The sequence below is a fragment of the Gemmatimonadota bacterium genome, from assembly GCA_040388535.1.
Lineage (GTDB): Bacteria > Gemmatimonadota > Gemmatimonadetes > Gemmatimonadales > GWC2-71-9 > Palsa-1233.
Map to the genome: position 1 here is coordinate 105,393 of JAZKBR010000001.1, position 25,196 is coordinate 130,588.

At 66.4% G+C, this 25,196-nt stretch carries 23 protein-coding genes; 6 read left to right on the forward strand and 17 right to left on the reverse strand.

Annotation, left to right across the window (positions count from 1 at the left end; all coding sequences use genetic code 11):
* Window positions 1–2: 2 nt before the first annotated feature.
* Genes prmC through rpmE form a run of 3 tightly spaced genes read right to left on the reverse strand, consistent with a single transcriptional unit; the run spans window position 3 to window position 2,118 of the window.
* Complete coding sequence (prmC, locus tag V4558_00460) at window positions 3–848, reverse strand: peptide chain release factor N(5)-glutamine methyltransferase (protein ID MES2303945.1); 846 nt, start codon at window positions 846–848, stop codon at window positions 3–5.
* A complete protein-coding gene (prfA, locus tag V4558_00465; protein MES2303946.1) occupies window positions 841–1,899 on the reverse strand; it encodes a peptide chain release factor 1 in 1,059 nt (352 codons plus the stop codon). The genes prmC and prfA overlap by 8 nt, the downstream gene beginning before the upstream one ends.
* Window positions 1,900–1,902: 3 nt before the next feature.
* The gene (gene rpmE / locus V4558_00470; protein ID MES2303947.1) at window positions 1,903–2,118 is read right to left on the reverse strand and encodes a 50S ribosomal protein L31; all 216 of its coding nucleotides are present in this window, start codon (window positions 2,116–2,118) and stop codon (window positions 1,903–1,905) included.
* Window positions 2,119–2,263: 145 nt separating this feature from the next.
* Between rpmE and V4558_00475 the strand changes: the two genes are divergently transcribed.
* On the forward strand, window positions 2,264–2,926 hold the full coding sequence (locus V4558_00475; GenBank protein ID MES2303948.1) for a hypothetical protein: 663 nt from the start codon (window positions 2,264–2,266) through the stop codon (window positions 2,924–2,926).
* Here V4558_00475 and V4558_00480 read toward each other — a convergent pair.
* The 4 genes from V4558_00480 to V4558_00495 are packed head-to-tail and all read right to left on the reverse strand — an operon-like array spanning window position 2,886 to window position 6,912.
* Window positions 2,886–4,133, reverse strand: coding sequence for a DUF4105 domain-containing protein (locus V4558_00480; GenBank protein ID MES2303949.1), 1,248 nt, complete (start codon window positions 4,131–4,133; stop codon window positions 2,886–2,888). The two genes, V4558_00475 and V4558_00480, sit on opposite strands and share 41 nt — an antisense overlap.
* Window positions 4,133–5,143 (reverse strand): Gfo/Idh/MocA family oxidoreductase, encoded by a 1,011-nt coding sequence (locus tag V4558_00485; GenBank protein MES2303950.1) that lies wholly within the window; start codon window positions 5,141–5,143, stop codon window positions 4,133–4,135. Before V4558_00485 ends, V4558_00480 begins: the two co-directional genes overlap by 1 nt.
* Window positions 5,144–5,170: 27 nt before the next feature.
* Window positions 5,171–6,412: a SpoIID/LytB domain-containing protein gene (locus V4558_00490; protein ID MES2303951.1), complete on the reverse strand. Its 1,242-nt coding sequence runs from the start codon at window positions 6,410–6,412 to the stop codon at window positions 5,171–5,173.
* Complete coding sequence (locus V4558_00495) at window positions 6,409–6,912, reverse strand: YajQ family cyclic di-GMP-binding protein (GenBank protein MES2303952.1); 504 nt, start codon at window positions 6,910–6,912, stop codon at window positions 6,409–6,411. Before V4558_00495 ends, V4558_00490 begins: the two co-directional genes overlap by 4 nt.
* Before the next feature lie 213 nt (window positions 6,913–7,125).
* Between V4558_00495 and V4558_00500 the strand changes: the two genes are divergently transcribed.
* Complete coding sequence (locus V4558_00500; GenBank protein MES2303953.1) at window positions 7,126–7,962, forward strand: hypothetical protein; 837 nt, start codon at window positions 7,126–7,128, stop codon at window positions 7,960–7,962.
* On the opposite strand, the gene V4558_00505 is transcribed toward V4558_00500, so the two are convergent.
* From V4558_00505 to V4558_00525, 5 genes are all read right to left on the reverse strand, one after another.
* Window positions 7,892–8,761 (reverse strand): RNA polymerase sigma factor RpoD/SigA, encoded by an 870-nt coding sequence (locus V4558_00505; protein MES2303954.1) that lies wholly within the window; start codon window positions 8,759–8,761, stop codon window positions 7,892–7,894. The two genes, V4558_00500 and V4558_00505, sit on opposite strands and share 71 nt — an antisense overlap.
* A gap of 233 nt (window positions 8,762–8,994) precedes the next feature.
* On the reverse strand, window positions 8,995–10,485 hold the full coding sequence (locus V4558_00510) for an aldehyde dehydrogenase family protein (GenBank protein MES2303955.1): 1,491 nt from the start codon (window positions 10,483–10,485) through the stop codon (window positions 8,995–8,997).
* 7 nt (window positions 10,486–10,492) lie between these two features.
* Window positions 10,493–10,957 (reverse strand): hypothetical protein, encoded by a 465-nt coding sequence (locus tag V4558_00515; protein MES2303956.1) that lies wholly within the window; start codon window positions 10,955–10,957, stop codon window positions 10,493–10,495.
* Window positions 10,954–12,342, reverse strand: coding sequence for a sigma-54 dependent transcriptional regulator (locus V4558_00520; protein ID MES2303957.1), 1,389 nt, complete (start codon window positions 12,340–12,342; stop codon window positions 10,954–10,956). Before V4558_00520 ends, V4558_00515 begins: the two co-directional genes overlap by 4 nt.
* Entirely contained in the window at window positions 12,339–12,971 is a 633-nt protein-coding gene (locus V4558_00525) for a hypothetical protein (GenBank protein ID MES2303958.1), read from the reverse strand. Before V4558_00525 ends, V4558_00520 begins: the two co-directional genes overlap by 4 nt.
* 62 nt (window positions 12,972–13,033) lie before the next feature.
* On the opposite strand from V4558_00525, the gene arfB reads away from it, so the two are divergent.
* Window positions 13,034–13,468 (forward strand): alternative ribosome rescue aminoacyl-tRNA hydrolase ArfB, encoded by a 435-nt coding sequence (gene arfB, locus V4558_00530; GenBank protein ID MES2303959.1) that lies wholly within the window; start codon window positions 13,034–13,036, stop codon window positions 13,466–13,468.
* Here the strand turns inward: arfB and V4558_00535 are convergent.
* Window positions 13,465–16,212: a hypothetical protein gene (locus V4558_00535; protein ID MES2303960.1), complete on the reverse strand. Its 2,748-nt coding sequence runs from the start codon at window positions 16,210–16,212 to the stop codon at window positions 13,465–13,467. The two genes, arfB and V4558_00535, sit on opposite strands and share 4 nt — an antisense overlap.
* 133 nt (window positions 16,213–16,345) lie before the next feature.
* Between V4558_00535 and V4558_00540 the strand changes: the two genes are divergently transcribed.
* The 3 genes from V4558_00540 to V4558_00550 all read left to right on the forward strand — a co-directional run bounded on the left by V4558_00540 (window position 16,346) and on the right by V4558_00550 (window position 19,940).
* The gene (locus tag V4558_00540; GenBank protein MES2303961.1) at window positions 16,346–18,283 is read left to right on the forward strand and encodes a hypothetical protein; all 1,938 of its coding nucleotides are present in this window, start codon (window positions 16,346–16,348) and stop codon (window positions 18,281–18,283) included.
* A gap of 117 nt (window positions 18,284–18,400) precedes the next feature.
* Window positions 18,401–19,513 (forward strand): alanine racemase, encoded by a 1,113-nt coding sequence (locus V4558_00545; GenBank protein MES2303962.1) that lies wholly within the window; start codon window positions 18,401–18,403, stop codon window positions 19,511–19,513.
* A 7-nt stretch (window positions 19,514–19,520) separates the two neighbouring features.
* Complete coding sequence (locus V4558_00550; protein MES2303963.1) at window positions 19,521–19,940, forward strand: hypothetical protein; 420 nt, start codon at window positions 19,521–19,523, stop codon at window positions 19,938–19,940.
* Here V4558_00550 and V4558_00555 read toward each other — a convergent pair.
* The 4 genes from V4558_00555 to V4558_00570 form a co-directional block, all read right to left on the reverse strand.
* Window positions 19,937–21,061, reverse strand: a complete 1,125-nt coding sequence (locus tag V4558_00555) for a 6-bladed beta-propeller (protein MES2303964.1) — start codon at window positions 21,059–21,061, stop codon at window positions 19,937–19,939. The genes V4558_00550 and V4558_00555 overlap by 4 nt on opposite strands.
* Window positions 21,062–21,151: 90 nt before the next feature.
* A complete protein-coding gene (locus tag V4558_00560; GenBank protein MES2303965.1) occupies window positions 21,152–22,057 on the reverse strand; it encodes a hypothetical protein in 906 nt (301 codons plus the stop codon).
* A complete protein-coding gene (locus tag V4558_00565) occupies window positions 22,054–22,827 on the reverse strand; it encodes a hypothetical protein (GenBank protein MES2303966.1) in 774 nt (257 codons plus the stop codon). The genes V4558_00560 and V4558_00565 overlap by 4 nt, the downstream gene beginning before the upstream one ends.
* Before the next feature lie 128 nt (window positions 22,828–22,955).
* Window positions 22,956–25,169, reverse strand: a complete 2,214-nt coding sequence (locus V4558_00570) for a TonB-dependent receptor (protein ID MES2303967.1) — start codon at window positions 25,167–25,169, stop codon at window positions 22,956–22,958.
* Window positions 25,170–25,196: the final 27 nt, after the last annotated feature.

The window sequence follows — 25,196 nt, forward strand, 5'->3', positions numbered from 1 at the left end:
TTCTACCCCTGCCGCGCCAGCACGTATCGCGCGCGACCGAACAAGTCATCCAGCATGGTCACTTCACGCCAGCCGAACCCTTCGGCGAGCGCTGCCGTCGCAGCTGCGCGGCGACAATCCACTTCCAACGCAATCCATCCGGCCGGTGCCATCACGGCGCGCCCTTCGTCGAGGAGGCGGCGGGTGGCGACGAGACCATCTGCTCCCGAGGGTAACGCGAGCTTCGGCTCGTAATCTCGCACCGAGAGGTCCAGCGTGTCATACTCGGCGTCGGTCAGATAGGGTGGATTCGAGATCAGCAAATCCAGGACTTCACCTGCCAGAGGTGCGAGCAGGTCCCCCTCGCGCCAGTCGACGGCACACCCGAGCCGTTCCCCATTGCTGCGGGCCAGCGCGAGCGCGTCCACCGACAGGTCGACCCCCAGCACTCGATCGAATTCACCCTCGTCTGCCAACGCCAGGGCGATCGCCCCGGTTCCGGTGCCGATGTCGGCCGCGGTGCCGTGCCGAACGCGCGCCAGCGCCACTTCCACCAGCCCCTCGGTCTCCGGGCGGGGAATCAGGGCGCGCGAGTCGGTCGCGAGGATTAGCCGCCGGAAACCGGTCCAGCCAGTGACATACGCCAGGGGCTCGCCGGCTGCATGCCGACCGACGGCCGCGAGGTAGGCAATTGCGCGATCGCCGTCGATTGGCTCGTGGCGGTCCAGGTGGGCGGAGGCGGCGCTGGTGCGCCCCAGATCGCTCCAGAGCCTGATCGCCTCGCGGCGTGACTCCGGATAGCCAGCGGCCTCCAGCAACTGCCCGGCGCTTTCCAGGAGCCCCTGCAGCGTCTGGATTGCCTCAGGCACCAGCATCCTCTTCGCGAGCGGCACGACGCAGGGCGACCACGAGCTCGTCGAGCTTGCCATCGAGCACGTCGCTGAGATTGTGCACCGAGAGGTTGATCCGGTGATCGGTGATCCGGCTCTGCGGATAGTTGTACGTCCGGATCTTGCCGGAGCGGTCTCCAGTGCCGACCATCAGCTTCCGTTCGGCCGCGCGGGCGCCCTCGATTTCGGCAATCCGGCGATCGAGGATCCGAGCGCGCAGGACCTCCATCCCCTTGAGCTTGTTCTGCAGCTGGGACTTCTGGTCCTGCTGACTCACCACGATGCCCGTCGGGATGTGGGTGATACGAACGGCGGAATCTGTGGTGTTGACGCTCTGGCCGCCCGGGCCCGACGAACGAAAGACATCGATGCGGAGGTCGTTCGGGTCGATCTTGACGTCGACCTCTTCGGCTTCCGGCAACACGGCCACCGTGGCGGCAGAAGTGTGAATCCGACCCTGGGTTTCGGTAGCGGGCACGCGCTGCACGCGGTGGACGCCCGACTCGCGGCGCAGCAGCCCGAACGCTTCGCTTCCGCGCACCGCGATCACCGCATCCTTGATGCCGCCGACGTTGCCTTCGTGAATCTCGATCGGCTCGAACTTCAGATTGCGCCGCTCGGCGAAGCGGGTATACATGCGCAACAGATCGGCGGCGAAGAGCGCCGCCTCGTCCCCGCCGGTGCCGGCGCGGATTTCGAGGATGGCGTCGCGGTCGTCGTGCGGATCACGCGGCACGATGAGATCGGCGATCTCCCCTTCGAGCTCGGTGATCAGCGCGGGCAAGGTGGCGAGATCGTCGGCGGCGAGTTCGGCGAGGTCCGGATCACCCGAGGCGGCCGCTTCCTGGGCACCAGCGAGATCGCGCTGGTACTTGAAAAGCTTGTCGGCCGCGCGCACGATCGGAGTTAACCGAGCGTGCTCGCGACCGAGGGCCTGCAATCGAGCGGGGTCCGATGAAACGGCTGGGTCGGAAAGACCCTGGCCGACCTCCTCCGCCCGCGCGAGCGCCTGGCGGAGACGGTCATCCATGGATCAGGACTTCGCGGCGGGTTCCGACGCGTACTTCCGGCGGAAACGATCGATCCGGCCGGCGGTATCCATGATGCGCTGCTTGCCAGTAAAATACGGGTGGCAGACTGCGCAGACTTCGACGCTCAGCGACTTCGACGTGCTGCGAGTCTCGAAGGTGTTGCCGCACTGGCAATGCGCGGTGATGGTCTCGTAGACCGGATGCATATTCGGCTTCATTGGGTCGCTCTCCTTACTTTAGCCGTAGTTCCCTTGCGGAACCACGATAGCCGTCAAATATAGGCGACACCCTGCACCCGGTACAAGCCGGAGCGGGCCGCTCGTCTCCTTGAGCAGTAGCGGTTGGTCCCTTTCAGGAGTCAGTATGCTGAGCCGAGCCCAAGTCCTTGGTGCAATTGCACTTACCCTGAGCATTCCCGCCACCGCCCTGTCGGCGCAAGCGAGCGGCAAGGTGTCGGTCGCAGGCTTCGAGACCGATGGATCGGTGGGCCTGACCAGGGACGAGTACGATGCCCTGGGTCGGGCGTTGAGCGGGTTGCTGTCGGCTCAGGTCGGAGGGCCCACGACCCTCGTGGTCAAGCCGGTCGCCGGCGGCGTGCGTTCGGGTCGGGTCGACGTCGGCGCCGCCCGCGCGGCAGCCGCCAAGGCCGGAGCCAAGGTCCTGGTAGTGGGCACCCTGCTGGACCAGTACGGCGACATCCACGTCGAGGCCCGGGTACTGGATGCGACCACCGGCGCCCCGATCGCCGTGGTCCGTGGCAATCCGGCGCTGGCGAAGCGGGAACAGCTCGCCGAGGCGATCGCGGACCTCGCCGACCGGATCGCGGCGCAGCCTGCTGTAGGCGGCGCGGCGGGCGGGGGTAGCCGTGGCGGTGTGCCCGTGGCGGCCCTGGTGCTGTATGGCAGGGGACTTCGCTTCGAGGATGTCGGCGACAACGCCAAGGCAGCGGAGGCGTATCGCGCTGCCGTTCGCGCGGCGCCGGGATTTACGGAAGCTGGCTCGGCGCTGAAGCGGGTCGGGGGTTGAGCCGGATCGCCAGCCACGCCGCTGCAACCGAAGGCAACACCGTCAGCTGGGCAATCTGCAGATTCCACTGACCGCCGATTGACGGAAAGGCAGCGAGCACACTGCCCAGGACCACCGAGCCGAGCACGAACCACGCGGCCCGCGGAGCCCACGCTCCCGGGCCGCGTCGCTTGGCGCTCAGGACACCGGGAATCACCAGCAGCGCCACGGGGCTCAAGAGCAGGAGATTGCGATTCCCCGCCGCCGCCACGTGATCGGTCACCAGCCACATCAGCAGGAGTACCACACCGCCGACGCCAGTGAGCAGCAACCAGAGTGCGCCGATCACTCGACCCGGCGCACCCAGGCCGCCGGCGATCAAGCCAGAGAGGATGGCGAGCATCAGCGCGAGTGCCACCACGGAGAACATCATTCCCCAGTGGGGCGGCTCCGGCTCGACCTTGTACCGGTTGACATCGATCAACCGCGACTCGGCCTTCACCAGCGGGACACTGCGACCATCGGCGTCGGTGATGCGGAGTTCTCGCAGCCGCTCCTGCAACTTCTGCGGCAGGAACATCTCGCCCCACTGATCGAGCGGCCGATCCACCATCGGGCCGAGCGCCGCGAGAATTCCGACATACATCAGCTTGTCGTTGGTCAGCGAACGGTGGGTGTGCCAGCGCAGTGTCCCTTCCGCGCTCTTCCCCTTGGTTGCCAGCCCCAATGCGCCCCCGAGGACGCCGTCGAGAAGATCGCGCACCCGGGTACTGCAGTTGTCGCGGTAGTAGTCGTAGACGTAGTTCCGCTGATCGAGGCGCGCGTTCTCGGCGAGACGGAGCGCGATCTCGGCGCGCTGCATCGGCGGCAGATTCAGCTCCTGGACGTCGACGGAGCGTTCGCGCGCCGCGTAGGTTCGCATCGTCCCGTCGAGATCGTCGACCCCGAGCCAGTATACCGGTCGGCCCATCGCGAAGTGGGGCACCAGATCGGGATCGCGAAAGTCGAACATGCCGTAGTTGTACACCAGGTCGCGCTTCTGCACCGTGTCGCGAACCCAGATCGCGTTGTGGCCGAAGCGCTCCCACACCTCCGCACCCGGCCCCATGGTCATCACGAAGATCTGGAGATTGCTGCCCGGCGGCGCCTCGGTGACTTGAGCGGCGGCGGGTCGGGCGAGCGCCATCACAACAAGGAGTGCAGTGTAGATGCGCGGAAAGAGTCGCATCAAAGCGCCACGTCCCGCCCGGACTCTGCCGACTGGTAGATCGCTTCCATCACCCGCAGCACGGTGATCTGCTCGGTCATCGATGGCGGCGGCGAATCGCCGCGAATCGCCGCGACGAAGTGGGCCCACTGCGCCCGCACCGCGAGCGCGAACGGCGTCTCGCGCGAGTGGGCGCCCGAGGGTGCGACGTCCTGCGCCACGCCGTGGAAGTCCTTCCAGATGGCGAGTGGATTGATGCGGGCAGACCCACGCGTGGCCCGCACCGCCATTCCGAAGCGCTCACCGGGCCCCACGAAACGCCACGAAGTATCGAGGTGGATCGCGGTGCCCCCCTCGAGGGCAATCATCGCGGTCCCCGACTGCTCCAGCGACTTCTCTCGCCCCTTCTCCGGGAACACGGCCGAAACCCGCTGTGGCGCCAGGAAGCCGGACATCCAGAGTGAGAGGTCGAGCAGTCCGAGCCCGAGATCGAGCATCGCACCACCGCCGGCCTGATCACGCTTCTGTCGCCAGCCGAGTGACGCACGCCCTGCCCGCGCGAGGAACCACCAGGCGCGGATCGATTCGAGATCGCCGAGTTCGCCGTTCTTCACGAACGAGCGGATCTGCTGGACGTCGGGGCGATAGCGGTGATTGGCCCCGACCATCACGATCCGGCTGTGCTTGGTGGCGGCCTTCGCCAGCTTCTGCGCGCCAGCAGCGGTGAGCGCGAGCGGGCGCTCGACGAAGATGTGCAACCCGGAAGCGATCGCGGCCTGGATCTGCGATTCGTGGAGATGGTTAGGCGTGCAGATGAGTACCGCGTCGAGCGCGTCGTACTCGACCAGTTCCTCGATGTCGCCGTAGGCGTCGGGAATCCCGAAGCGATCGGCGAGGGCTCGTGCCTTGGGAAGGTCGTTGTCGCAGATGCCGACGACGTCGATCTCCTTGACCCGCTTGAGCACCGGGAGATGTCCTACCTGCGCAATGGCACCAGCACCGACGATGCCGAGCCGCAACCGATCGCCCATCCCCGACCTTCCTTCAGGTAAGCAGGTTCAGTAGTTCCGGCGGAGTTCCGTGCCCGGAAAATAGCTCATCAGGATCGCGTCGTAGTGATGTCCCGCGCGGGCGCGACCCACCGCGCCCCACTGACACATTCCCACCCCGTGTCCATTGCCCCGGCCCTCGATGACGACCGATTCGATCCGGCTGCCCTGCCGGGAGAGCCGGACCGTGAAATCGGTGCTGCGGAGCCAGCCGCCGGCCGGCGGCGAGAGGACACGCCGGATCGCCTGGCCGCTCACCGTGGTGCGTCCACCCGCACCCGAGAGCTCGAGGGTCGCAATCCGCCCGCTGCCGGTCCGCGAGAGGACCCGCATTTCGCGCAGATCGCTGGCGCGCGCGGTAGAGAGCCGCTCGGTTGCGAGTGTCTTGCGGAGTGACGCCGTGAAGGCCCGCCCCTCCCACTGCTCACGCCACTGGTAGCGTGGGGAGATGGCGCACCAGGCTGTGCCGTTCTCGTCCACGTCAGCGAAGCTCTTGAGGTACGGCTCGTCGGCCCCACCGAATGCCGCGGAGCCATCTTCAGTGCGGCCCCCGCACGTCGAGGAATAGAATGCCTCGATCGGTTCGCCGTTGTAGGTGAGAATCAGGCCCCGCGTGGCTTCGACGGCTGCGGTCGCCATGGGATTCTCGTTGAGCAGACCGGCGTAGGCCTGGGCCGACACATCGGCCATCAGGTCGAACCCCTGCGCGAGCCACCGCCCCTTGTTCCGTAACGCGTAGGTGCGCGAGACCACTGCCTGCGCCTTCAGCGCTTCTTCCTCCCCCGGAGCGCGCCGACCCATCTCGGCGCCGACGACGCCCTCGAGATATTGCTCGAGCCCGATGCGATTGATCACTGTGAGCCCGGACTCACTGCGTCGGAGCTCGACGCGGCCCCGGTATTCGCGACCGTCAATGCGGATGGTACCGTTGCTGTCTTGCGGTTCGAGCACCAGCGTCCGCCGCACGACCGGTGTCGTGGTCCCGCGCACGACGACGTCGCTGCCACGGGTGCTGGCCTCGAGCGAGACATCGGGATCGACTTCCTCGACGATCCCTTCGTCGAGATCGATAACCCGCAGGCCGGTGAACGCCCCGAAGGTCACCTTGCTGGCATTGATCCGTACGCCGATCCGGAACTCGGGATCGGGGGCCAGCTGCGGCACCGGCTCAGGCTCCGGCTCATTGAGGAGGCAGGAGCCCAGACTGGCGAGCGCCAGGACCAGATACAGTCCCGCGCGCGGCTTCGTCACCCGCGGTAATTGCCGAACTGCAATTCCACCCCGAAGTCTTCCGTGCGAAGGAAGGCCATCACGGCCTGCAACTCATCCCGCGACGGCGACGTCACCCGCAGCTCCTCGCCCTGGATGCTCGCCTGCACCTTCTTGAAGCCACCGTCCTTGATGGCCCGCTGGATTTTCTTGGCGGCGTCGGTCGGGATTCCCTGCGCAAGCGTGAGAACCCGGCGCACCGACATACCGGTGGCCGGGATGATGTCGCCGATGGTGAGATTCTTGGTGGGGACGTTGCGCTTGATCAGCCGTCCGCGTACCACGTCGAGCAGCGCTTCCATCTTGAACTCGTCATCGGCGAAAAGCGCGATGGTCGCCTTTTCGCGGTCGAGTTCGATGGTGCAGTGCGTGCCCTTGAAGTCGTAGCGTCCAGCGATCTCCTTGACCGCCTGGTTGACGGCGTTATCGACTTCCTGGAGATCCACACCGGTCGAGATATCGAACGAAGGATTGGTTGCCATTGGGGCACGATATCGGCGCGGCGCCGCGCCCGCAACCACCGGCAGCGTCGGCTACCCTTGACGGCGGCCAAAGCGCCTCGCTACTCTAGGACACCGGCGGTCGATTTATTCGGCAACTTGCACCCGCCCGGCGCGTCCGCGCCAAACCAAAGTGCTAAAGCGCCCGAGGTCGGTATTCCGCCTCCGCGCTCCTGAGCCCGGAGGCGTTGCTGTATGCGCCTCCCCCAAGGAGGCACCGTGATTGTCATCAAGCTCGGCGGCGATGCCGTCGCCACCCCCGAACACATCGCCGCCGCCGCGCGGCGCATCGCCCGCGAACGGGCCACCAGGGAAGTTGTCGTGGTGGTCAGTGCCCGGCGCGGAGTCACTGACCAGCTGCTGGCACTGGTCGCTGCTGTCGGCCGACACACGGCCGGACCCGGCGCACCCAACGCCGCAGTGGCCGATCGCGCCGTCGCCTCGGGCGAGATCGTCGCCGCCTCCCTGGTAGCGCTGGCGCTCGAGCATCTTGGTCTCCCCGCGCGCGCGCTCGATGCCCGCGAGGCGGGACTCGAGGGCGACGGCCGGAGCGGTGGCTCGCGGATCACCCGGATTCGCACCGGGCGGCTTCGGGCACTCCTGCGGCGCAACCTGATCCCGGTGGTCGCCGGCTTCCAGACCCACCACAACGGCGAACTCGCTCTCCTCGGTCGCGGCGGGTCGGATGTCACCGCCGTCGCCATTGCTGCAGCGCTCGGCGCCGAGGCATGCGTGTTGCTCAAGCGCGCGGGGCTGCGTGACGCCGACCCCGTGCGCCATCCACACGCGCGTCACGTTGGCGTGGCTGGATTTGATGTGCTGGATGCCTTGCTTCAGGAGGGCAGCCGAGTGCTCGCCGTTGATGCCGCGAGACTGGCCCGCAGGTGCGGCGTGCCGTTGACCTTCGTCCCCTTTCCGGAAGAGGGTCCCGTGAGCCGGATACTTCCCGGGTCGAGCAGCCTCAGACCAGGAACGACTCGAGGGCCTGCGCCTGGCCCGCGTGCCGAAGCCGGAGTAGGGCCTTCTCCTTGATCTGCCGGACGCGTTCGCGGGTGATGCCGAGCAGCGCACCGATCTCCTCGAGCGTCAGCGGCTCCGGACCGTCAAGCCCGAAGTAGAGCCGAAGGATTTTGGCCTCCCGGTCACGGAGATTCTTGAAGACCGTCTCGATGCTCTCGGTGAGCGCGTGGTCCATGGTGTCTGCGTCGGCGTCGCGACCGTGGACATCGGCGAGATAGTCGAGCAGGCGATTGTCCTCGCCGGGGGTCATCGGGGCGTCGAGCGAAAGATGGGTCTGCGAAATCGCCATGGTCCGCTCGACTTCGGCGACCTCGATATCGAGCCCCTCCGCGATCTCGCCGGCGGTGGGGTCCCGACCCAGCTCCTGCTGCAACGCCGAGGAGCGGCGGCCGATCCGGTGGAGCGCTCCGGCGCGGTTGAGGGGCACCCGCACGATCCGCGACTGCTCGGCGAGGGCCTGGAGGATCGCTTGCCGGATCCACCAGACGGCGTAGGAGATGAACTTGATCCCCTTGGTCTCGTCGAATTTGTGGGCGGCGCGAATCAGGCCGAGGTTGCCCTCGTTGATCAGGTCGCTGAGGGAGACGCCCTGATTCTGGTACTTCTTGGCGACGGAGACGACGAAGCGAAGGTTGCTGCGGACCAGCGTGTCGAGCGCTTCCTGATCACCGGCGTGGATCCGCTGCGCGAGCGCAACTTCGATCGCCTGGGTGATCAAGGGGTAGCGCGAAATCTCTCGGAGATAGACGTCGAGCGAGCCCTCATCGGACCCACTTCCCCGGCTTCCGGTACCGACCCGCAATGGTCGCATGGCACGAACCTCGTGCGTGTGTTGCCGACCTGCTGAACTTCAACTGTATGGGAGACGGGTGAAGCGTACCCAGACTCCGATGGGAAGCGCAACTCCCACGAGCGGAGAAGCGAGAAGGGAGAAGGGAGAAGGGAGAACCTACCCCGGCCAGCCGATCACATCATTCGCGCCCGCCCCTTCTCCCTTCTCCCTTCTCCCTTCTCCCTTCTCCCTTCTCCCTTCTCCCTTCTCTTCTAGATGTCGTACGTATCCATCTGCGCCCGCTGCAACGTCCCGGAGAAATCCACGTAGCACACCTTGGTTTCCGAGTAGAACTCGAACACTTCCCAGCCACCTTCACGATGACCATTGCCGGTTTGTTTCACGCCACCAAACGGCAGGTGCGCCTCGGCCCCGATCGTCGGCGCGTTGACGTAGGTGATACCGTTCTGCAGATCTTCCAGCGCCCGGAAGGAGCGATTCACATCGCGGGTATAGATCGAACTTGAGAGGCCGTACTTCACCTCGTTGTTGACACGCACGGCATCTTCATACGAGCCGACCTTGATGACGCTGAGCACCGGCCCGAAGATTTCTTCCATCGCCAGGCGCGACCCCGCGCGGACATTGGTGAAGATCGTCGGCTTGTAGAAGAAACCGTTGGCAAGGCGCGGCGAGCGGGGCCGGGCGCCGCCGGTCGCGAGCTCGGCCTTCTGCGCCAACCCGATCTCCACGTAACGCTCCACCTTGTCACGCGAATCCGCGTGGATGAGGGGCCCCACCTGAGTCTTCGCCTGCCGGCCATCACCGAGGACGAGCTTTTCGGCCGCCTCGACCACCATGCCGACGAACTTGTCGTGGACCTTGCGATGCACGATCAGGCGCGAGGTCGCGGTGCAACGCTGTCCGGTGGTGCCGAAGGCGCCCCAGAGCACCCCTTCGAGCGCGAGGTCGAGGTCGGCATCCTCCATTACGATCATGGCGTTCTTGCCACCCATCTCGAGCGAGAGCCGCTTGTGCATCCGGCCGCAAGTTTCGCCGATCCTTGAACCAGTATCGGTCGAACCGGTGAAGGAGATCACCGAAATTTCCGGATGATCGACCATCGCCTTCCCGGCATCGCCGGCACCGTGCACCAACTGAATCACCTCGGGCGGCAATCCGGCCTCGAGGAGGATTTCCACCAGCAGATGCGCCGTGTGCGGGACATCCTCGGAGGGCTTCAGGATCACGGCATTGCCACAGAGCAGTGCCGGGAAAGCCTTCCACGTGGGAATCGCCATCGGGAAGTTGAACGGCGTGATCAGCCCGGCCACCCCGATGGGACGGCGAACGCTCATCGCCCACTTCGAGCGCAGCTCCGAGGGAACCGTGTGGCCAAAGAGTCGACGCCCTTCGGTCGCGGCGTAGTAGGCGGTATCGATCCCTTCCTGGACGTCACCGCGGGTTTCGGCGAGGACTTTCCCCATCTCACGCGTCATCGCATCGGCGATCTCTTCCTTCCGCGCCGTGAGAAGGTCACCGACGCGACGCAGCACGTCACCCCGGAGTGGCGCCGGGGTCCGTGACCAACGCTCGAATCCCGCCTTGGCCGACTTGACCGCGGCCGCGACATCGGTGGCGTCGGAATCCGGAAAGCGACCGATCAGGTCGGTCGTGTCGGCAGGATTGCGATTCTGGAAATAGCGCTCGGTCGAAGGAGCAACCCACTTGCCGGCGATGAAATTCTTGAAGGTCTTGGCCATTTCTCGGTCAGGAACAGGTCCACGATTGCGCCACCGTGGTGTAACCCACGCGCGGCAGGATCTCGGCAGCGGCGAGCCCGCAGCCGAGGAGGAACACCAGCAGCCCCACAATGTGCGCCCAGCCACGGCGATGGGTCCAGGCACCCTTCATCGCCCAGAGACCGGCGCTCGCGACGGCCAGGACACCCAGCAGATAGAGATAGAGCGAGGGGCCACAGCTCTTACCGTAAGGCCAGTAGAGCAGCGCCGCACCGCCGAGCGCACCGAGCAGCACCTTGAGCCACACCCCGAGGGCATCGCGCGGCCGACTCACCGTGCCGGAGGGGCGCACGGTGGGAGCAGTGGCAGGCGGACTCGCACCCTTCACCACCGCCCCGCCACTCGGCGCGGCGCTCGGCGGCAGTGGTTTGTCGGAGGCCAGCAGCCGATCGATGTCGGCCATCTCCTTGTCCCAGTCACGCGGTCCGGTCATAGCAGCTCCCGGTTGATCTCGTACTTCTCGATCTTGACGTAGAGGTTCGATCGCGGCATGCCGAGCGCCCGGGCTGTCTCGGCCACGTTCCAGCTATGCTCGCGCAGTCGGGCGATGAGGAAGGCGCGCTCGGCATCGAGCTTGAACTCCTGCAGCGTCCGATCGCCCGAGCGTGCGGCGAGCTCATCCGGCGCCACGAGCGTGCCAATCTCGGGCGGAAGCACCAGATCGACATCTTCCTCGGTGACTTCCGCGCCCGCCGCCAGAATGAGCAGTCGCTCCACGGCGTTGCGCAGCTCGCGGACATTGCCGGCCCACCGGCGCCGTTGCAAGCGGCGCAACGCGGCCCCGCTGAAGGGCTTGGGCGACATCCCCGGCCCGCTACCGAGTACAGCAACGAAATGTGATACCAGCGCCGGGATGTCTTCGAGCCGATCCCGAAGGGGCGGCACGTGAATCGGCATCACGTTGAGTCGGAAGTAGAGGTCCTCGCGGAACCGCCCCTGGCTGATCTCGCCGGCGAGGTCGCGGTTGGTCGCTGCGATCACCCGCACATCGACCGGAATCGCGCGCGAATCGCCGACCCGCACGATGACCCCCTCCTGCAGCGCGCGGAGGATCTTGGCCTGCGCGGTGAGGGCCAGGTCGCCGATTTCGTCGAGGAAGAGGGTGCCGCCGTCGGCCGCCTCGAACTTCCCCGCCGCATCGGAAGTGGCCCCAGTGAAGCTCCCCTTGGTGTGACCGAAGAGTTCACTCTCGACCAGCTCGCTCGGGATCGCCGCGCAGTTGACTTCCACAAACGGCCCGCGCTTGCGTAGCGAACCATCGTGAATGGCGCGCGCGACCAGCTCCTTGCCACTGCCGTTGTCGCCGGTGATCAGGATTCGGGCATTCGTCGGCGCCACTCGCGCAACGAGTTCGCGGATCCGTTCGAGCGCCTCGCTGTCTCCCACCATAGCAAAGCGCGAGTCGGTGGCCTTGGCGAGGCCTTCACGCAGTCGGGCATTTTCTCCGACCAGTTGCCGATGTTCCAGCGCCCGCTGGACGGTGACCAGGAGCCGATCGCTGTCGAGCGGCTTTTCGAGGAAGTCGAACGCCCCGTGCTTCACGGCGTGCACGGCATTCGCGATCGAGGCGTGACCCGAGATCATCACCACCCGCGCGTCGGGATCCTGCAGTCGCAACTGTTCGAGGGTGTCGAGGCCGTCGATCCCCTGCATCTTGACGTCGAGCAGGATCAGGTCAAACGGCCTGGTGCGGTGCATCGTGAGTGCTTCGCCGCCCGATGCTGCCGCGGCCACTTCGTAACCCTCGTAGCCGAGGACCTGCACCAGCACTTCGCGGATGGAACGTTCATCATCGACGACCAGGATCCGCCCCTTCATCGACCCTTCCCGTTGCGATAGATCGCCACACCTTCGGGGCGCACCCGGAATCCGGTGATGCCCTTGGGCATGGCGATTTCGAGGCGGCCATCGCTTTCGCGGCCCGTCACCTTGCCGATCACGCGCGCCACCAGGTCACTTGGTACCGGAAGTCCGCGCACGAGGACCCGATCGAGCTTCCACTCGGCCACGCCTTCCCGCGCCGGCGTGAGCGTCCCCTCGGCAATCACTTCTTCATATCCGTGCGGCGTGATCGGCAGCAGGTTGAGCACCCGCTCAGGGAGCTTGCTGCTGTTCACCATCGTGCGCATCCGGATGGTGCGATCGCCGAGCTCGACGGAGATGGAGTCGAGCGGTGCCTGCGGGACGAACGATGCGCCGCGCGCGACAAGAGAAGCCATCTCGTCGGCGTTGAGCAGGATCGAATCGGGACTGTTGCGAATCAGGGAATCGACCTTCCAGGTCGCCGAGGTCATCGCCGTGGTCGAGGGATGACCGACTCGGCGCGCGGCACTCATCGGGTCGACGATGCTGCGGACCCAACGCGTCAGTTCGGCGCGATAGAGCCAGCCCGCGGCGAGGAGCAGGAGGAGGAGAACGGCGAGGACGATCCGGCCGAGGCAGCGCATCCGGGAAACGTAATCCGGGGCGCCCTCTATCGCCGTGCGGGGGCGGCGATTAGCGTGCGGGCATGGCCGATACCGACCCGATCCGACTCAGCGCACACCTGGCGATTCCCCGGGACGAGCTGCTACTCAAGGCCACGCGGAGCGGCGGCCCCGGGGGGCAGCACGTCAACACGTCCAGCACGCGGATCGAACTGGTCTGGGATCTGGCAGGATCGCCGTCGCTCGATGAGCCGACGCGCACGCACCTGCTCACCCGACTTGCATCCCGGCTCGATGGCCAGGGGCGCCTGCGGCTGGTGGCGCAGAGCGAACGGAGTCAGTATCGCAATCGGGCAGAGGTCATCGAGCGCTTCGCCGAAATCCTGAGCCGGGCGCTGATCATCCCCAAGACGCGCAAGGCCACCAAACCGACGAAAGCCTCGCGGACTCGCCGGCTCGACGCCAAGAAGCGACGCGGCGCCATCAAGCGCGACAGGAAGCCGCCGTCCGACGACTAGCGCCGCGGCAGGATCCGTCGCAGCGCCGCGAGCCGGCCAAGCACCAGCGGCGTCCCCGCAATATCCTCGATCGCGGCATCATGCCACCCCCAGGCCTCGCGCGGGCGGTGCAACTCCGCCAGCAATTCTGCGCGCTCGACCCGTGCGAGCAACACGGTGTGATTCCACGCCCAGCGCACCATCAGTGCCCGGCGCGGCGCCGGCCAGCTCGCCTCGAGTAACTGGAGGGCCTCGGCAGGCCGCCCGGCGTGACGCGCTTCGAGCGCTCGGAGAAAACCGGCGGCGTGCCTGGCATAGGCGGCGGTATCCGTCGAACCCGCGCCGGCCGCGTCAAGTTTGCCTAGCGCAGTCGTCACCGACGTGCTGTCGCCGAGCCGCTCGTACAATGCACCGAGATAGAACACTTCACGCAACTGCGAATATGGCCGCAGGTCGGGGTCGGTCCGCGCTTCGAAACGACTCGACGGCGCCGCGTGCAACGCGTCGAGCGCCCGACGAGTGCGCGCCGAATCCGCGCGGTCGGCCACGGCAAGCACGGCGAGCGCGCGGGCCTGGGCCGCTCGGAGTGGATCGACGCGTGCCAGCTTCGCGAGCAACGAATCACTCTGCGCCCAGCGGTTGAGGCCCGCAGCGAGGTGCGCGCCGATCTCGAGCCCGGCACGACGTGGAAATTCCGCGACCCCATCACTGGTAAGTGGCAGATCGTACTCCAGGGCGGTCACGCGATCGCCCGTGAAGGCCGCCATCCGATCGACGGCCATCGCGCGCGCGGTCACATCGACGGCATCCAGCGCGTGCCGGCCCACCGCGACTCGCGCACTGTCGCGCCGCAGCCCGACTTGCAGCAATCGCAGCTCCGCCAGCCGCGAGTGACCAGGTTCAGCGGCGCCCAACTCGTTCGCCAGCGAATCGACCAGTGCCTTGTTGCGCTGCAACGCGGCGAGCCGAGCTAGATGCACCATGGCGGTGGCGTGACCGGGCACGAGCGCGAGCACGCGTCGGAACGCCGGCTCGCTCTCGACCATTGAACGCCCCATCCACGGGCCAGCATGGAAGAGCACCTCACCGTATTCGAGCCAGGCCTCGACCGAGTGCGGCCGGACGGCGACGAGCTGGCGATACGTGCGCTCGGCCTCTGCGGCGTCCCCAAGCCAGAACTGCATGCGTGCCTCGACCAGCATCCGGTCCTTGGACTCGAGTCGGCCTCGGAAGCTGGCGGCGCGGGCGATTGCTGCCCGCGCGTCGGCGGGCTTGCCGAGCCAGTCCGCCGCGCTGCTCAGGCGATAGAACGCGAGCGCAAAAGTGGTATCGAGCCGTGTCGCCGACTGGAAATCATCGAACGCCGTGGCGAAATCGCCGCCGCGCATCGCGCGCTCGCCGTCGAGATAGGCCCGTAGCGCCGGGAGCGAGTTTGTGGTCTGCGCGGCGATCCGTTCGACTTCTGCCTCAGGCCGATTGAGCCGGCCCACCAGCAAGCCGCGCACAAGGTTGTCGACCAGAGCGAACAGCGAGTCCCGCGATGCCAGCCCGTCGGCACGAGCCAGTTCACGGCCTGAGCTCGCGTAGAGTCGCGCGGTCACCTGCAGCTGGGTCCCCGATTCGACGACTGAGCCAAGAATGAACGACGCTCCGCCAAACTGCTCTGACATCCTTTGCCCGAGCAGGAGATCGGCGCCCGCGTTCGCCTCGCGCCCGAGCCGCGCGTGCAACGCCTGGGGGTCGACGGTGCGGAATCCCGTCGCGCCATCGAGTCGCGAGCCCAGAAGGTCAACCATCCCGTCGCGGAGGTAGGCAAGATCGGCCGCGCCGCGAATGTTGAAGGGCAGCACGAGCAGATCATCGGACGCATCCGGCACGCGAGGTCGACCGCGCAGGATTGCTGCCCCCGCGACCAGCACCAGCAGCAGCGCGACCGGAACCCGCCATCGGGACCGTGTCGGCCGCACAACGGTCGCGACACTCTCTGGGGGAGTACCCACGCTGGGTCGCTGCGCCAGGGGCGGAAGTGCCGGCACCAACGGTGGCTCGCTCGCGCGCAGGGCGGCCAGCCACTGGTCCCAATCGGCACCCGGCGCACTCTCGAGATCCGCCCGATAGCGCACTTCGAAACGCTCGGCTTCGCTGACCGCACGGCCGCGTTCACCAGCGAGCAGCAGGAGTTCAGAGAGGCGACGGGCCGCGGCGACTTCGAGCGGCTCCAGTTCCATCAGGCGACGCGCCCAGCCGAGCGCGCCTGGCAGGTCTCCGGCTACGGCAGCACGCTCACGCAGCTCGCGCGCGGCGTCGCCCGCGCGCCGAGCGAACCAGGCCCGCTCTTCGTCAAGCCAGCGCTCGAACTCCGGCAAGTCGGCAACGTGAAACGCCGGGAGCAATTCACCGCGATAAGCTGCGAGCGCTACCTCGAGTTCCCCCGCCTCGATGGCCCGGTCGAACCGGAGCACATCCGCCTCGAGCAATGTCAGGTCGAGGCTGAGTTCTTCGATGCCACGAGAGATCACGACTCCCTGACCCAGGGCGCGTCGCAGAAAATGCACCGACGCGCGAAGGGCGCCGCGAGCACGCTCCTGGTCCAGCTCGGGCCAGAAGATCGCGACGAGTCGATCTCGCCGATGATGGCCGCGCGGGCGCGCGAGCGTGAGATACGCCAGGAGCGCCAGCCGCTTCGGCTGCGCCAACACTGCACGTACTTCATCACCATTGGTCGAGCGGAGGTCGAGGCCACCGAGGAGTTGCAGCGAAATCATCAGGCGGGAGGTGCTCTCCAGTGCCGTTTTCAGGCGCGAAACGGTTCAGGTCACGGGCAGGAAACGCTCAGGGAACTGCGGTGGACTAGGCTGAGGCAAGATAGACCACTCCACCGACATTCAGGAGCACCTGTTGCACTCCTCCAACACACTCCGGGCCCACCAGGGCCGGCTCGCTTTCGTATTCGCGCTGCTCACGGCTGCCACCGCGGGCTGCGGCAAGAGCGCCACGGGCAACGATCCCGATCCCGTGGTTCCGACCATGGCCATCTCCCTTGTGAGTGCGAACCTCTCGGTAGCACAGAGCGGGAATGGCAACGTGACCGTGAACGTGACTCGCGGCGGCGGCTTTACCGGCAGTGTGACACTTGCCGTTGAAGGCCTCCCCGCTGGCGTCTCGGCTCCCAATGTCGTGGTGGCATCCGGCGCAACCAGCGCCCTCGTCACCTTCACCGCCACCGCAGGCGCGACCACCGGCGCATCGTCGCCGATCATCCGCGCGACCGCCACCGGGGTCTCGGCACAGACAGCCACCGTGTCGCTGACGGTGACGCAGACGGTCGTCGATCAGCCCGGCTTCACCTTCGCCGTGAATCCGGCCGCGGTCACCATCATCGCCGGCCAGGCGGGTGCGGCCACGGTAGACCTGACCCGTTCCGGAGGCTTTGCCGGTGCCGTGACCATCACCAGCACCGTACCAGCCGGCATCACCGTCACGCCGACGCCGGCGTCCGTCACCACGAATCAGGGATCGCTCGCCATCGCCGTGGCCGGCGGCACCGCCGCCGGGAACTACACCGTCACCGTGCGCGGCAACGCCACCGGCCAGACCGAGCGGACTGCAGCACTTGCAGTGACGGTGACGGCCGCACCCGCAGGTGGAGCCGGCAACACGACCTGGACCTTCTGCCCGACGTTTGGTGTCCCGCTCTGGGTCGCAGTGCAGGACGGCGCTGGCGCCTGGACTCGCGTCACCGGGGCCGGCAACGCCTACTCCTTTGATATCAACGCGGCCAAGGGTGGCATTGCCTACCTGTTGACGGAGGCGCCCGGGACCGGCCTCTACCTCTTCTATGGCACCAAGGCCGAACTGCAGGCTCGTGGCGGACAACTCTGTCCGGCCGGCACCGGCGCGACGCGCACCGTCAACGCGACCCTCGCAGGAATGCCCACGCTGTCGCAGGCGTTGCTCGGGCTCGGGAACGCGGTGGCAACGGTGACGGCGCCGACCACGGCGGCGCAGTGGCTCAAGGTGCAGCCGGGCAACGTCGATCTCATCGCCGGTCTCTCGACCCTGACGATTGGCGGCGCGGGCGCCACCTTCACGCCGAGCCGGATGCTGACGCGTCGAGGCATCAACCCGGCCGACAACGCCTCACTGGGCACCCTCGATTTCAACGGTGCGGAATCGTTCGTGCCGACCACCGCCACGGTCACGCTCAATAACAGTGGCGGTGAATTCACGGCGATTGTGGAGTCGTACGCGACGGCGAACAACTCCTTCGCGACCTACTTCATCGACGCTGGCGCCGTCGGCACCGTCCGCACCATCTCCGGAGTCCCCGGCGCGAAGCAGATTGCCGGCGACCTGCATTTCATCAACGTCTCGGCGGTGCCCTCGCTCGATCCGAACAACACGGCCACCCGCAACGTCGGCCTGCTCTTCAACACGATGGCGAACAAGACGATGACGTTCGGGCCGGCGCTCACGATTCCCACGGTGACAGTGCTCGCGGCAGCACCGACGGCGCGGCTGCAGGCGAGTTATCCGGTGCAGGCAGAGTACAATCGCTACTTCACAGCCGACTTCCAGCAGACGACGAACAATCGTCGGGCCCAGGTGCAGATGACGTCGGGCTGGCTCGCCGGCGCCGGGACTGCCATCCTGGGTGCCCCGGACCTGAGCGCCGTCGCCGGGTGGAACAACGCCTGGGGCCTTGTGGCAGGGAACGCCGTGCACTGGACGGTGGCGGCAACGGGATGGGTGCAGGCAGGCGGGATCATCTCGACCCCGTTCGTTGAAGGAGCGGTGTACACGTCAGCCACGAAGCAGGGCGATATCACTCCCTGAGTTCGCTTTGCATGCCGGGCGAGGGCACGCGTTCTCCGGAGCGCGTGCCCTCGTGCGTTTCACACCGGCGCGATGGCGCTATTCTTGGGAGCGATGTCGCGACACCCGGATCGACCCGTGAGCGCAATCCTGCCTGAGCTCGAAACTCCTGCCCTGCTGGTCGATCTCGACCGGATGACGGCAAACATCGATCGCACGGCGGCGTATGCGGCGGCGCACGGCCTCCGCTACCGCCCCCACGTGAAGACGCACAAGTCATCGTGGGTCGGCGGCCAGCAACTCGCCGCTGGCGCCACCGGCCTGACCTGCGCGACGCCGCGTGAAGCGGAGGTGATGCGCGCGGTCACCCCCGACCTGATGCTCGCCTACCCAGCGATCGGCGAAGCGAGAATTCGTCGGGTCGCGGCACTCGCGTCAGGGAGTCAGTTGCGGGTGATGGTCGATTCCGCCGACGCCATCGCGGCCTTGGCGCAGGCGGCCGCACTCGCTGGTTCCGAAATTGGCGTGCTCGTAGAACTCGATGCCGGGATGCACCGCACCGGGGCGGCCACGCCGGCCGACGTGGTGTCGCTCGCACGGAGGACCGCGGACACGGTCGGCCTGACCTGGCTCGGCATCGGTTGTTACCCCGGCCATATCCGCAGTGCCACCGACACGGCAGCCCTGGAGCGTTTCGGCGCCCTGCTGGCGGAAACCACCGATGCGCTCACACGCGCCGGGCTCCCGCCTGCGGTGGTGAGCGCGGGCTCGACGCCGACGCTCTGGGAATCGCATCGCATCGAGGGCCTCACCGAAATCCGCCCCGGCACCTCGGTGTACAACGATCGCACCACGGCGGAGATCGGGGCCTGCACCTTCGACGATTGCGCCCTCACCGTGCTTGCGACCGTGATCAGCACCGCCGTCCGTGGTCAGGTCGTCATCGATGCGGGAACCAAGGCACTCGGCCGTGAGCCGATTCGCGGCGCCGAGGCGCCGGGGTTCGGTGTCCTGCTAGGGCATCCCGAGGCAGTCGTGACGGCGATGTCGGAAGAGCACGGCATGATCGACGTTAGTGGCATCGCGTGGCGTCCGAAGAGCGGTGATCGTGTCCGGGTGATCCCGAATCACGTCTGTATCGTGGTCCACCTTGCGGATGTCGTGTACGGAGTGCGCGGCGAGGCGATCGAGCGGCACTGGGCCGTCGAGGCCCGCGGTCGCGAGCCAACCCTGCCGATCCCGGCGCCGTAACACCAGCATGAGAATCCTGGCCGGTGCAGTACTGCTGTTGTTGTCCTCGCTGACGCTCGCCTCACCCGCCGCGGCGCAACGCGACACGCTGCTGAGTGGCCGCTGGCGCGGGGAGATCGCCCCGATGGGAGATACGCCGTATCGCGTGGCGTGGGTCGTGACGAATGACAGGAAGGGATCGCATATCGAGCTGCGGATCCTCAACGCCCCCGCCACGATCATGGGAGGGGTACGGCTGAAGCGGAGCCAGCTCACTTTCACCTGGGCGGCCGGAGGAGCGCGGCCCTTCTTCTGCACTCTGTACCGCGACGGCGACGGTTCGTTCACGGGGACCTGTGACGATCCGGTCATCGGCGATACCGGCGAGCACATCAGCGCCGATGTCACGATGTGGCCGCCGGGGATGCGGCCGCCGCGGGCGCCTTAGAGCGAGTCTCTCGGTGGCGGGACGATGCCGCCGGTTTGCTGCCAGTCGCAGCCGGCCGTATTGATAGTCAGGGCATAGACCGTGTTTTTCATCCCTGCAACGCCCACCGTTCGAGAAAAGAGGAAGAGTGTATCACCGGCAAAGAATGGCATCGCCGGTGCGTCGCTCGTCACCGGCAGCAACCCATCGACACAAACGCGCTGGAAATCGCTGGAGAAGACGCTGGCGTAAAAGCGGAGATCCCGACTCCGGGTCACGTCGCCGACCCGCTTTAAATCGACGTCCAAATGGACGAGCAGCCATGAACCGGATGACATGCGGTGCAAGCCCGCAGCCAGCGAGGCCACAAGTTTGCCGCGTTCGGATTTGGAGAGCGCTTTCTGACGGGCCCTGATATCGGCCGGCTCGCCGACTCGGCGCGCCGTCGGAATGGACACGAAGCCGGTCGCTTGCCCGGCGCGATCGAGGAGGAAGAGTCCCGGCTGCCCGGGGTAGAGCACCACGAAACCCGAGTCCGTTGCTACCACTCGCGTCTGGCCGAATTGGAGGCCAACAAGGCGAGTCCGTTGCGGAGTCGTCCCCCGCGTGGAGATCACGTTCCCCTTCCACGGCCACACCGCAATCGGAGCTCGGCTCGCTGTGAGCCCGAAGGTCACCGTGTCGCCACGGCGGGACCAGTACTGATCGGCCAGAGCAAATTCTGGCAGTGCGGCTTCCCGTCGAACAACCCCGTCAGTAGCGCCGAAGACCACTAACCGCGAACGGTTCGGATCCACGACGGCCAGCAAAGTGTCGCCAGGCAACAGCGCGATCATGAGAGGTGATCGCAATTCCCCTGGCCCCTCGCCTTCCCGTCCGATTACCCCAGCGAGCTTCCCTGTCCTGTCGAAGCGCAGCACCTTGTGCACCCCAGGGTCGAGCACGAACAACTCTCCGTTGCTCCGACGCGCCACCGGCCAGGCATAGTTACCAAGCGGCAACGAGTCTGGTTCCGCGATGGCAACCGAGTCGACGACCGTGACCGTCGGTCCGCGGGTCGATGCCGGAAGGCGCCGCTGTTCACTGTTGTTCGGGGATGTACAGGCAGGAAGTATCACGAGCAGTGCGAGGGCCAGACGCATCAGGGGGCTCCGATGAAGGCCCCCTACGATCGCACCGGGGAGTGAACCCGGCGTGGCGATCGGATGACAGTACGATGACAGCGGCCCGGGCTAGTGCGTCCCCGCCACCACCACGCTCACCGGTACCCGCCAGAAACTCGAGTAATCCCTGGTGAAGTGCAGATAGCAGCCATCGGCCGAGAACCAGAGGAAGTTCGGCGCGCCCTCGCCGAGCCCGCCGCCAGCCGGCACCAGGGGACTCCAGCCAGCGCCGGTCCGCCGTGAGACAAAGAAGATCGCAGGCAGCCGCCGTCGACCCGACACCTTCGATACCTGCACCAGTGCGCTGCTATCAGGCATCACTCTCGCGCGCCACACAAACGCGGTGTCGCCCAGCTGCCCACGCCAGTAGTCGGTGACCGGGTCAGGGACTACTTCCGGCTCCGTGGCGTAGCTCGTACCCAGCCAGTGCAGACGCAGCGTTTCACCACGACTGAAGTCGGGCGGTGCTCGCTCGTAGGTGAGATTTCCCTCGGCGTCCTGGCGCAATCCGGAGTGGTAGTACCCCAGCCGCGAGGCAGCAAGAAGTTGTGGCGCGGCCCAGCCGTCGCCTTCGCGCATCGTCATCCAGAGATGCGCGTTGGGATGACTGCTGGTGTCACCCGCCACCGGCCGATACGACGAGAAGACCATGCGCCGGCCATCGGGAGAAAACGACGGGTACAGATCCGACCACTCGCCCCCGAGGTCGACACGCTGCTCCGGTCCCCAGGTATCGCCTCGCCGGACCGAGCGGAAGATCCGGTAATCCTCGCTGCGCAGCGCGCCGACCTTGCGGAAGAAGTAGAACGCGCTGCCGTCAGGCGTCATCACCGAGGCGTAGATCCGGCCGGTATCGGCCAGCGCCATCACCGGCCCGAATGGCACGGCGGCACCGGTGGCATTCGTACAGGCGCCTTGCGCGCGCAATGCACCGGGCACCAGCAACGCGACGAGCAGAAGGCCACTCTGCCTCACCGCAGGAACCAGGCAACCGCAGCGGTGGCAGTCGCGGCCCGCACGGTGTGAGGCCCATCGAACGGCTCGAAGGTCACGGTATAACCGCGCCCCTGAAGGGTGGGGACAATCCCACTCGCGGTGTTGTCGTACGAAAGCACCTGATCCTGCCGTCCATGCGAAATGAAGAACAGCGGCTTGCCCGTCGGCGGTGTATCCGACGACGGCACGAACCCGGGCGAAAACGCGATGACCTTCGAGAAGAGATCGCCGTTGGTGAGGCCGAGCGTGAGGGTATACGAGGCGCCGTCGGAGAAGCCGGCGACACCGATGTGATTCGACTGCACGTTGTATCGATCGAAGGCGAACTGCAGCGCGCGATTGATGTAGCTGACGTCGGGACCGAACGAGCCGCGAATCCCGTCCCACGTCGCATCACGCGAATCCACCGCCAGCAGCAGGAATCCGTTCTGCTCGGCCTGCCCCTGAAGCAGGCCCAGCATTTCGGATGCCGCCTGCCCGGCGCCGTGCAGGGCGAGCAAGAGTGGCATCGCCACACCGGTATAGCTCGACGGCACGAAGAGCGTGCCATCGCGACCGCTCGCGAGTCCGAGCGGAATGCTGCCGGTCGCGGTCGCGGTTCCGCCAACGACCTCACGTGCCGAGAGGCGAGACGAGCCGCCACCGGTCTCGTAACTCTCGGCCGGTGCGGGACAGCCAGCAGCGCCGAGCGAGCCGGCGGCAAGGGCGAACGCGGTCAGGGCAGCGCGGAGGCGGTGAAATGTCGTCATCGGGGAAAGATGCGTGCCGCTGCCCGCCCCGCGGAAGTCGGGAAAGCGAAGAGGTACGATAGAATTGTTCCAGCAGGGTGGTCCAGTGCAGAGCGCCGGGACAATCGCCCCGGCACCCTGCCAGCGTATCAGAACTTCACTCGCAGCCCGGTCGTGATGGCACGCGGCAGACCGAGCGTCTTGCCTGCAGCGCTGGTCGTGGCGTTGTCGGTGTACACCTCATCACCGAGGTTGACCGCCGAGCCGTAGAGCGAGATCGCGTTCGAGACCTTGTATGACGTGCTCAGGTTGAAGAGCGCGAAGTGCTTCTGCAGGATCGTGCGATTCACGTCGAGGAACATCGATCCCGTGTTGCGGAGCGACGCGTAGATGTCCCAGCGAGACGTCGGCTCGACATCGACGCCCACCGTGATGATGTCGCGCGGAATCCCGCCGAGCTGCACCTTGATCGGGTCGCCGGTGGTGGTCTTCTCGTAGTGGCTGTCGGTATAGGTGTAGGTGCCATCGAGCGTGACGGTCCGGAAGGGCTGCCAGGTCGCCACGAACTCGAGTCCGCGCGACACGGCGTCCTGGCCATTGGTATTCAGGTTGACGGTGGCCGGGCAGTTCGCCAGAGTCGGACCGCAGACAGCGATCACCTCGGGGGGCGCCGTCGCGGCGCTGGCAATCCGGTACGACGCGATCAGTGCCTTGGTGTTGTACTGGAACAGGGTCGCGCCAAGCGTGAGGCGGCTGCCGTGGAGGTCGAGGCCCGCTTCCCCACCGGTGAGCGTCTCGGGTTGCAGGGAGGCGTTCGCGATCGTGATCGAGGTGGTCGACGAGAACGACCGGTACAGGTTGTTGAGTCCCGGCGCCCGGAAAGCGCGATACGCCGCCGCGCGAATGGCGACCTTGTCCGAGAACTGGAAGCGCGCCGTGATGCTGGGGTTGAACGACCCCTTGCTGCCATCCTCGACATCGCCGCCGAGCGGGGCCGCCGGGACACCATTGTTGTACTTGGTGAGACGCGCGACACCGTCGGTGTTGGTCCAATGGTCATACCGTACCGCGACGGTCGCCTGCAGCTTCGACGTCGGGTAGACCGAGAACTGCGTGAACCCACCGAGGAATTGCTGGGTACCCTGGCCGTAGTTCGTCCGGTTGATCGTCGCGCTCGCCTTCGACGTCGTCGTCGGCCGGTTGTAGGTCGTCGCGCTGTCTTCACCAGATATGCGCCGGAAGTCGGCACCGAACTGGATGTTGGCCGGGAATCCGCTGAAGATGCTCGAGACCATCGCCGACGCGCCGAGTTCCCGATACGGATTGACGTCTTCCGAGTTGGCGTACTGCACCAGCGGGGAAGTGGTCGCCGCGGTATTGCAGGTGCCGGCGTTGAGCAGGTAGCACCCGGCACCATTCTGCTTGTTGAACGAGACGCGCTGCGCCCACACCTTCACGTCAGCGCGATTTGTCCCGCCAAAGCGCTTGGTGAAGCCCGCGGCGCCGTCAGGGCCCTTCTGCAGGTTCCGGCCAAACTCGTAGCCGCCCACATCCTGATCCTGCCGGTGGTAGCCGAAACGGAAGAAGGCATCGAATTCCGAATTCGGAGTGTAGTACCCGGCCAGACGAAGATTGCTGTTGGTGGCCGAGGAGGCCCCCTTCCCGGGCACCGTGCTGAGGAATTCGCCAGGGGTGGTCTGATAACCATCGGTATCGAGCACGTCGCCGGAGAAGCGCATCGAGAGCCCGTGGCCGAGCACGAAGTTCTTCGACAGCGCCGCATTCACGGTGTTCATCGACTGGTACGAGAGGTCCACCAGTCCGCTGTTATCAGTCGGCTTGCGGGTGATGATGTTGATGACGCCCGCAACGGCGAGGTTGCCCCAGGTGCTCGATGCACCGCCACGGATGACCTCGAGCCGCTCGATCGAGGAGAGCGGCACCTTGAACCACTGCGTTGTGGTAAAGAACGGGTCGTGGATCGGGACGCCATCGAGCAGCATCAGCACCTTGCTGTTCGACACACCGCGCAGCTTCGTCTGATGGCCTGTCGGATCGGTGGCATAGAACGGGGCGCCCGGCAGGTTCATTCCCGGCACGGTGCGGAGCAATTGATCGACCGTCTGGGCAGGCGATTTCGCCAGCTCGGCGCGCGAAATGATGGTAGCGTGCAGCGCCATCTCGTTGAGCGTGGTCTGCGAACGTGTGGCCGACACGACCAGTTCACCCAGCTTGCGAGCGGTGGTATCCGAACGCGGAAACTCGCGCTCCTGGGCATTGGCCGCCGCGGCGCCGGTGAACAGCATCAACGCTACGATCGCCAGCTGGCGTCGCATCAGCCCGACAGGAAACAGCAACTGCATGGAGGAACTCCCCGGAATCAGGTTGGT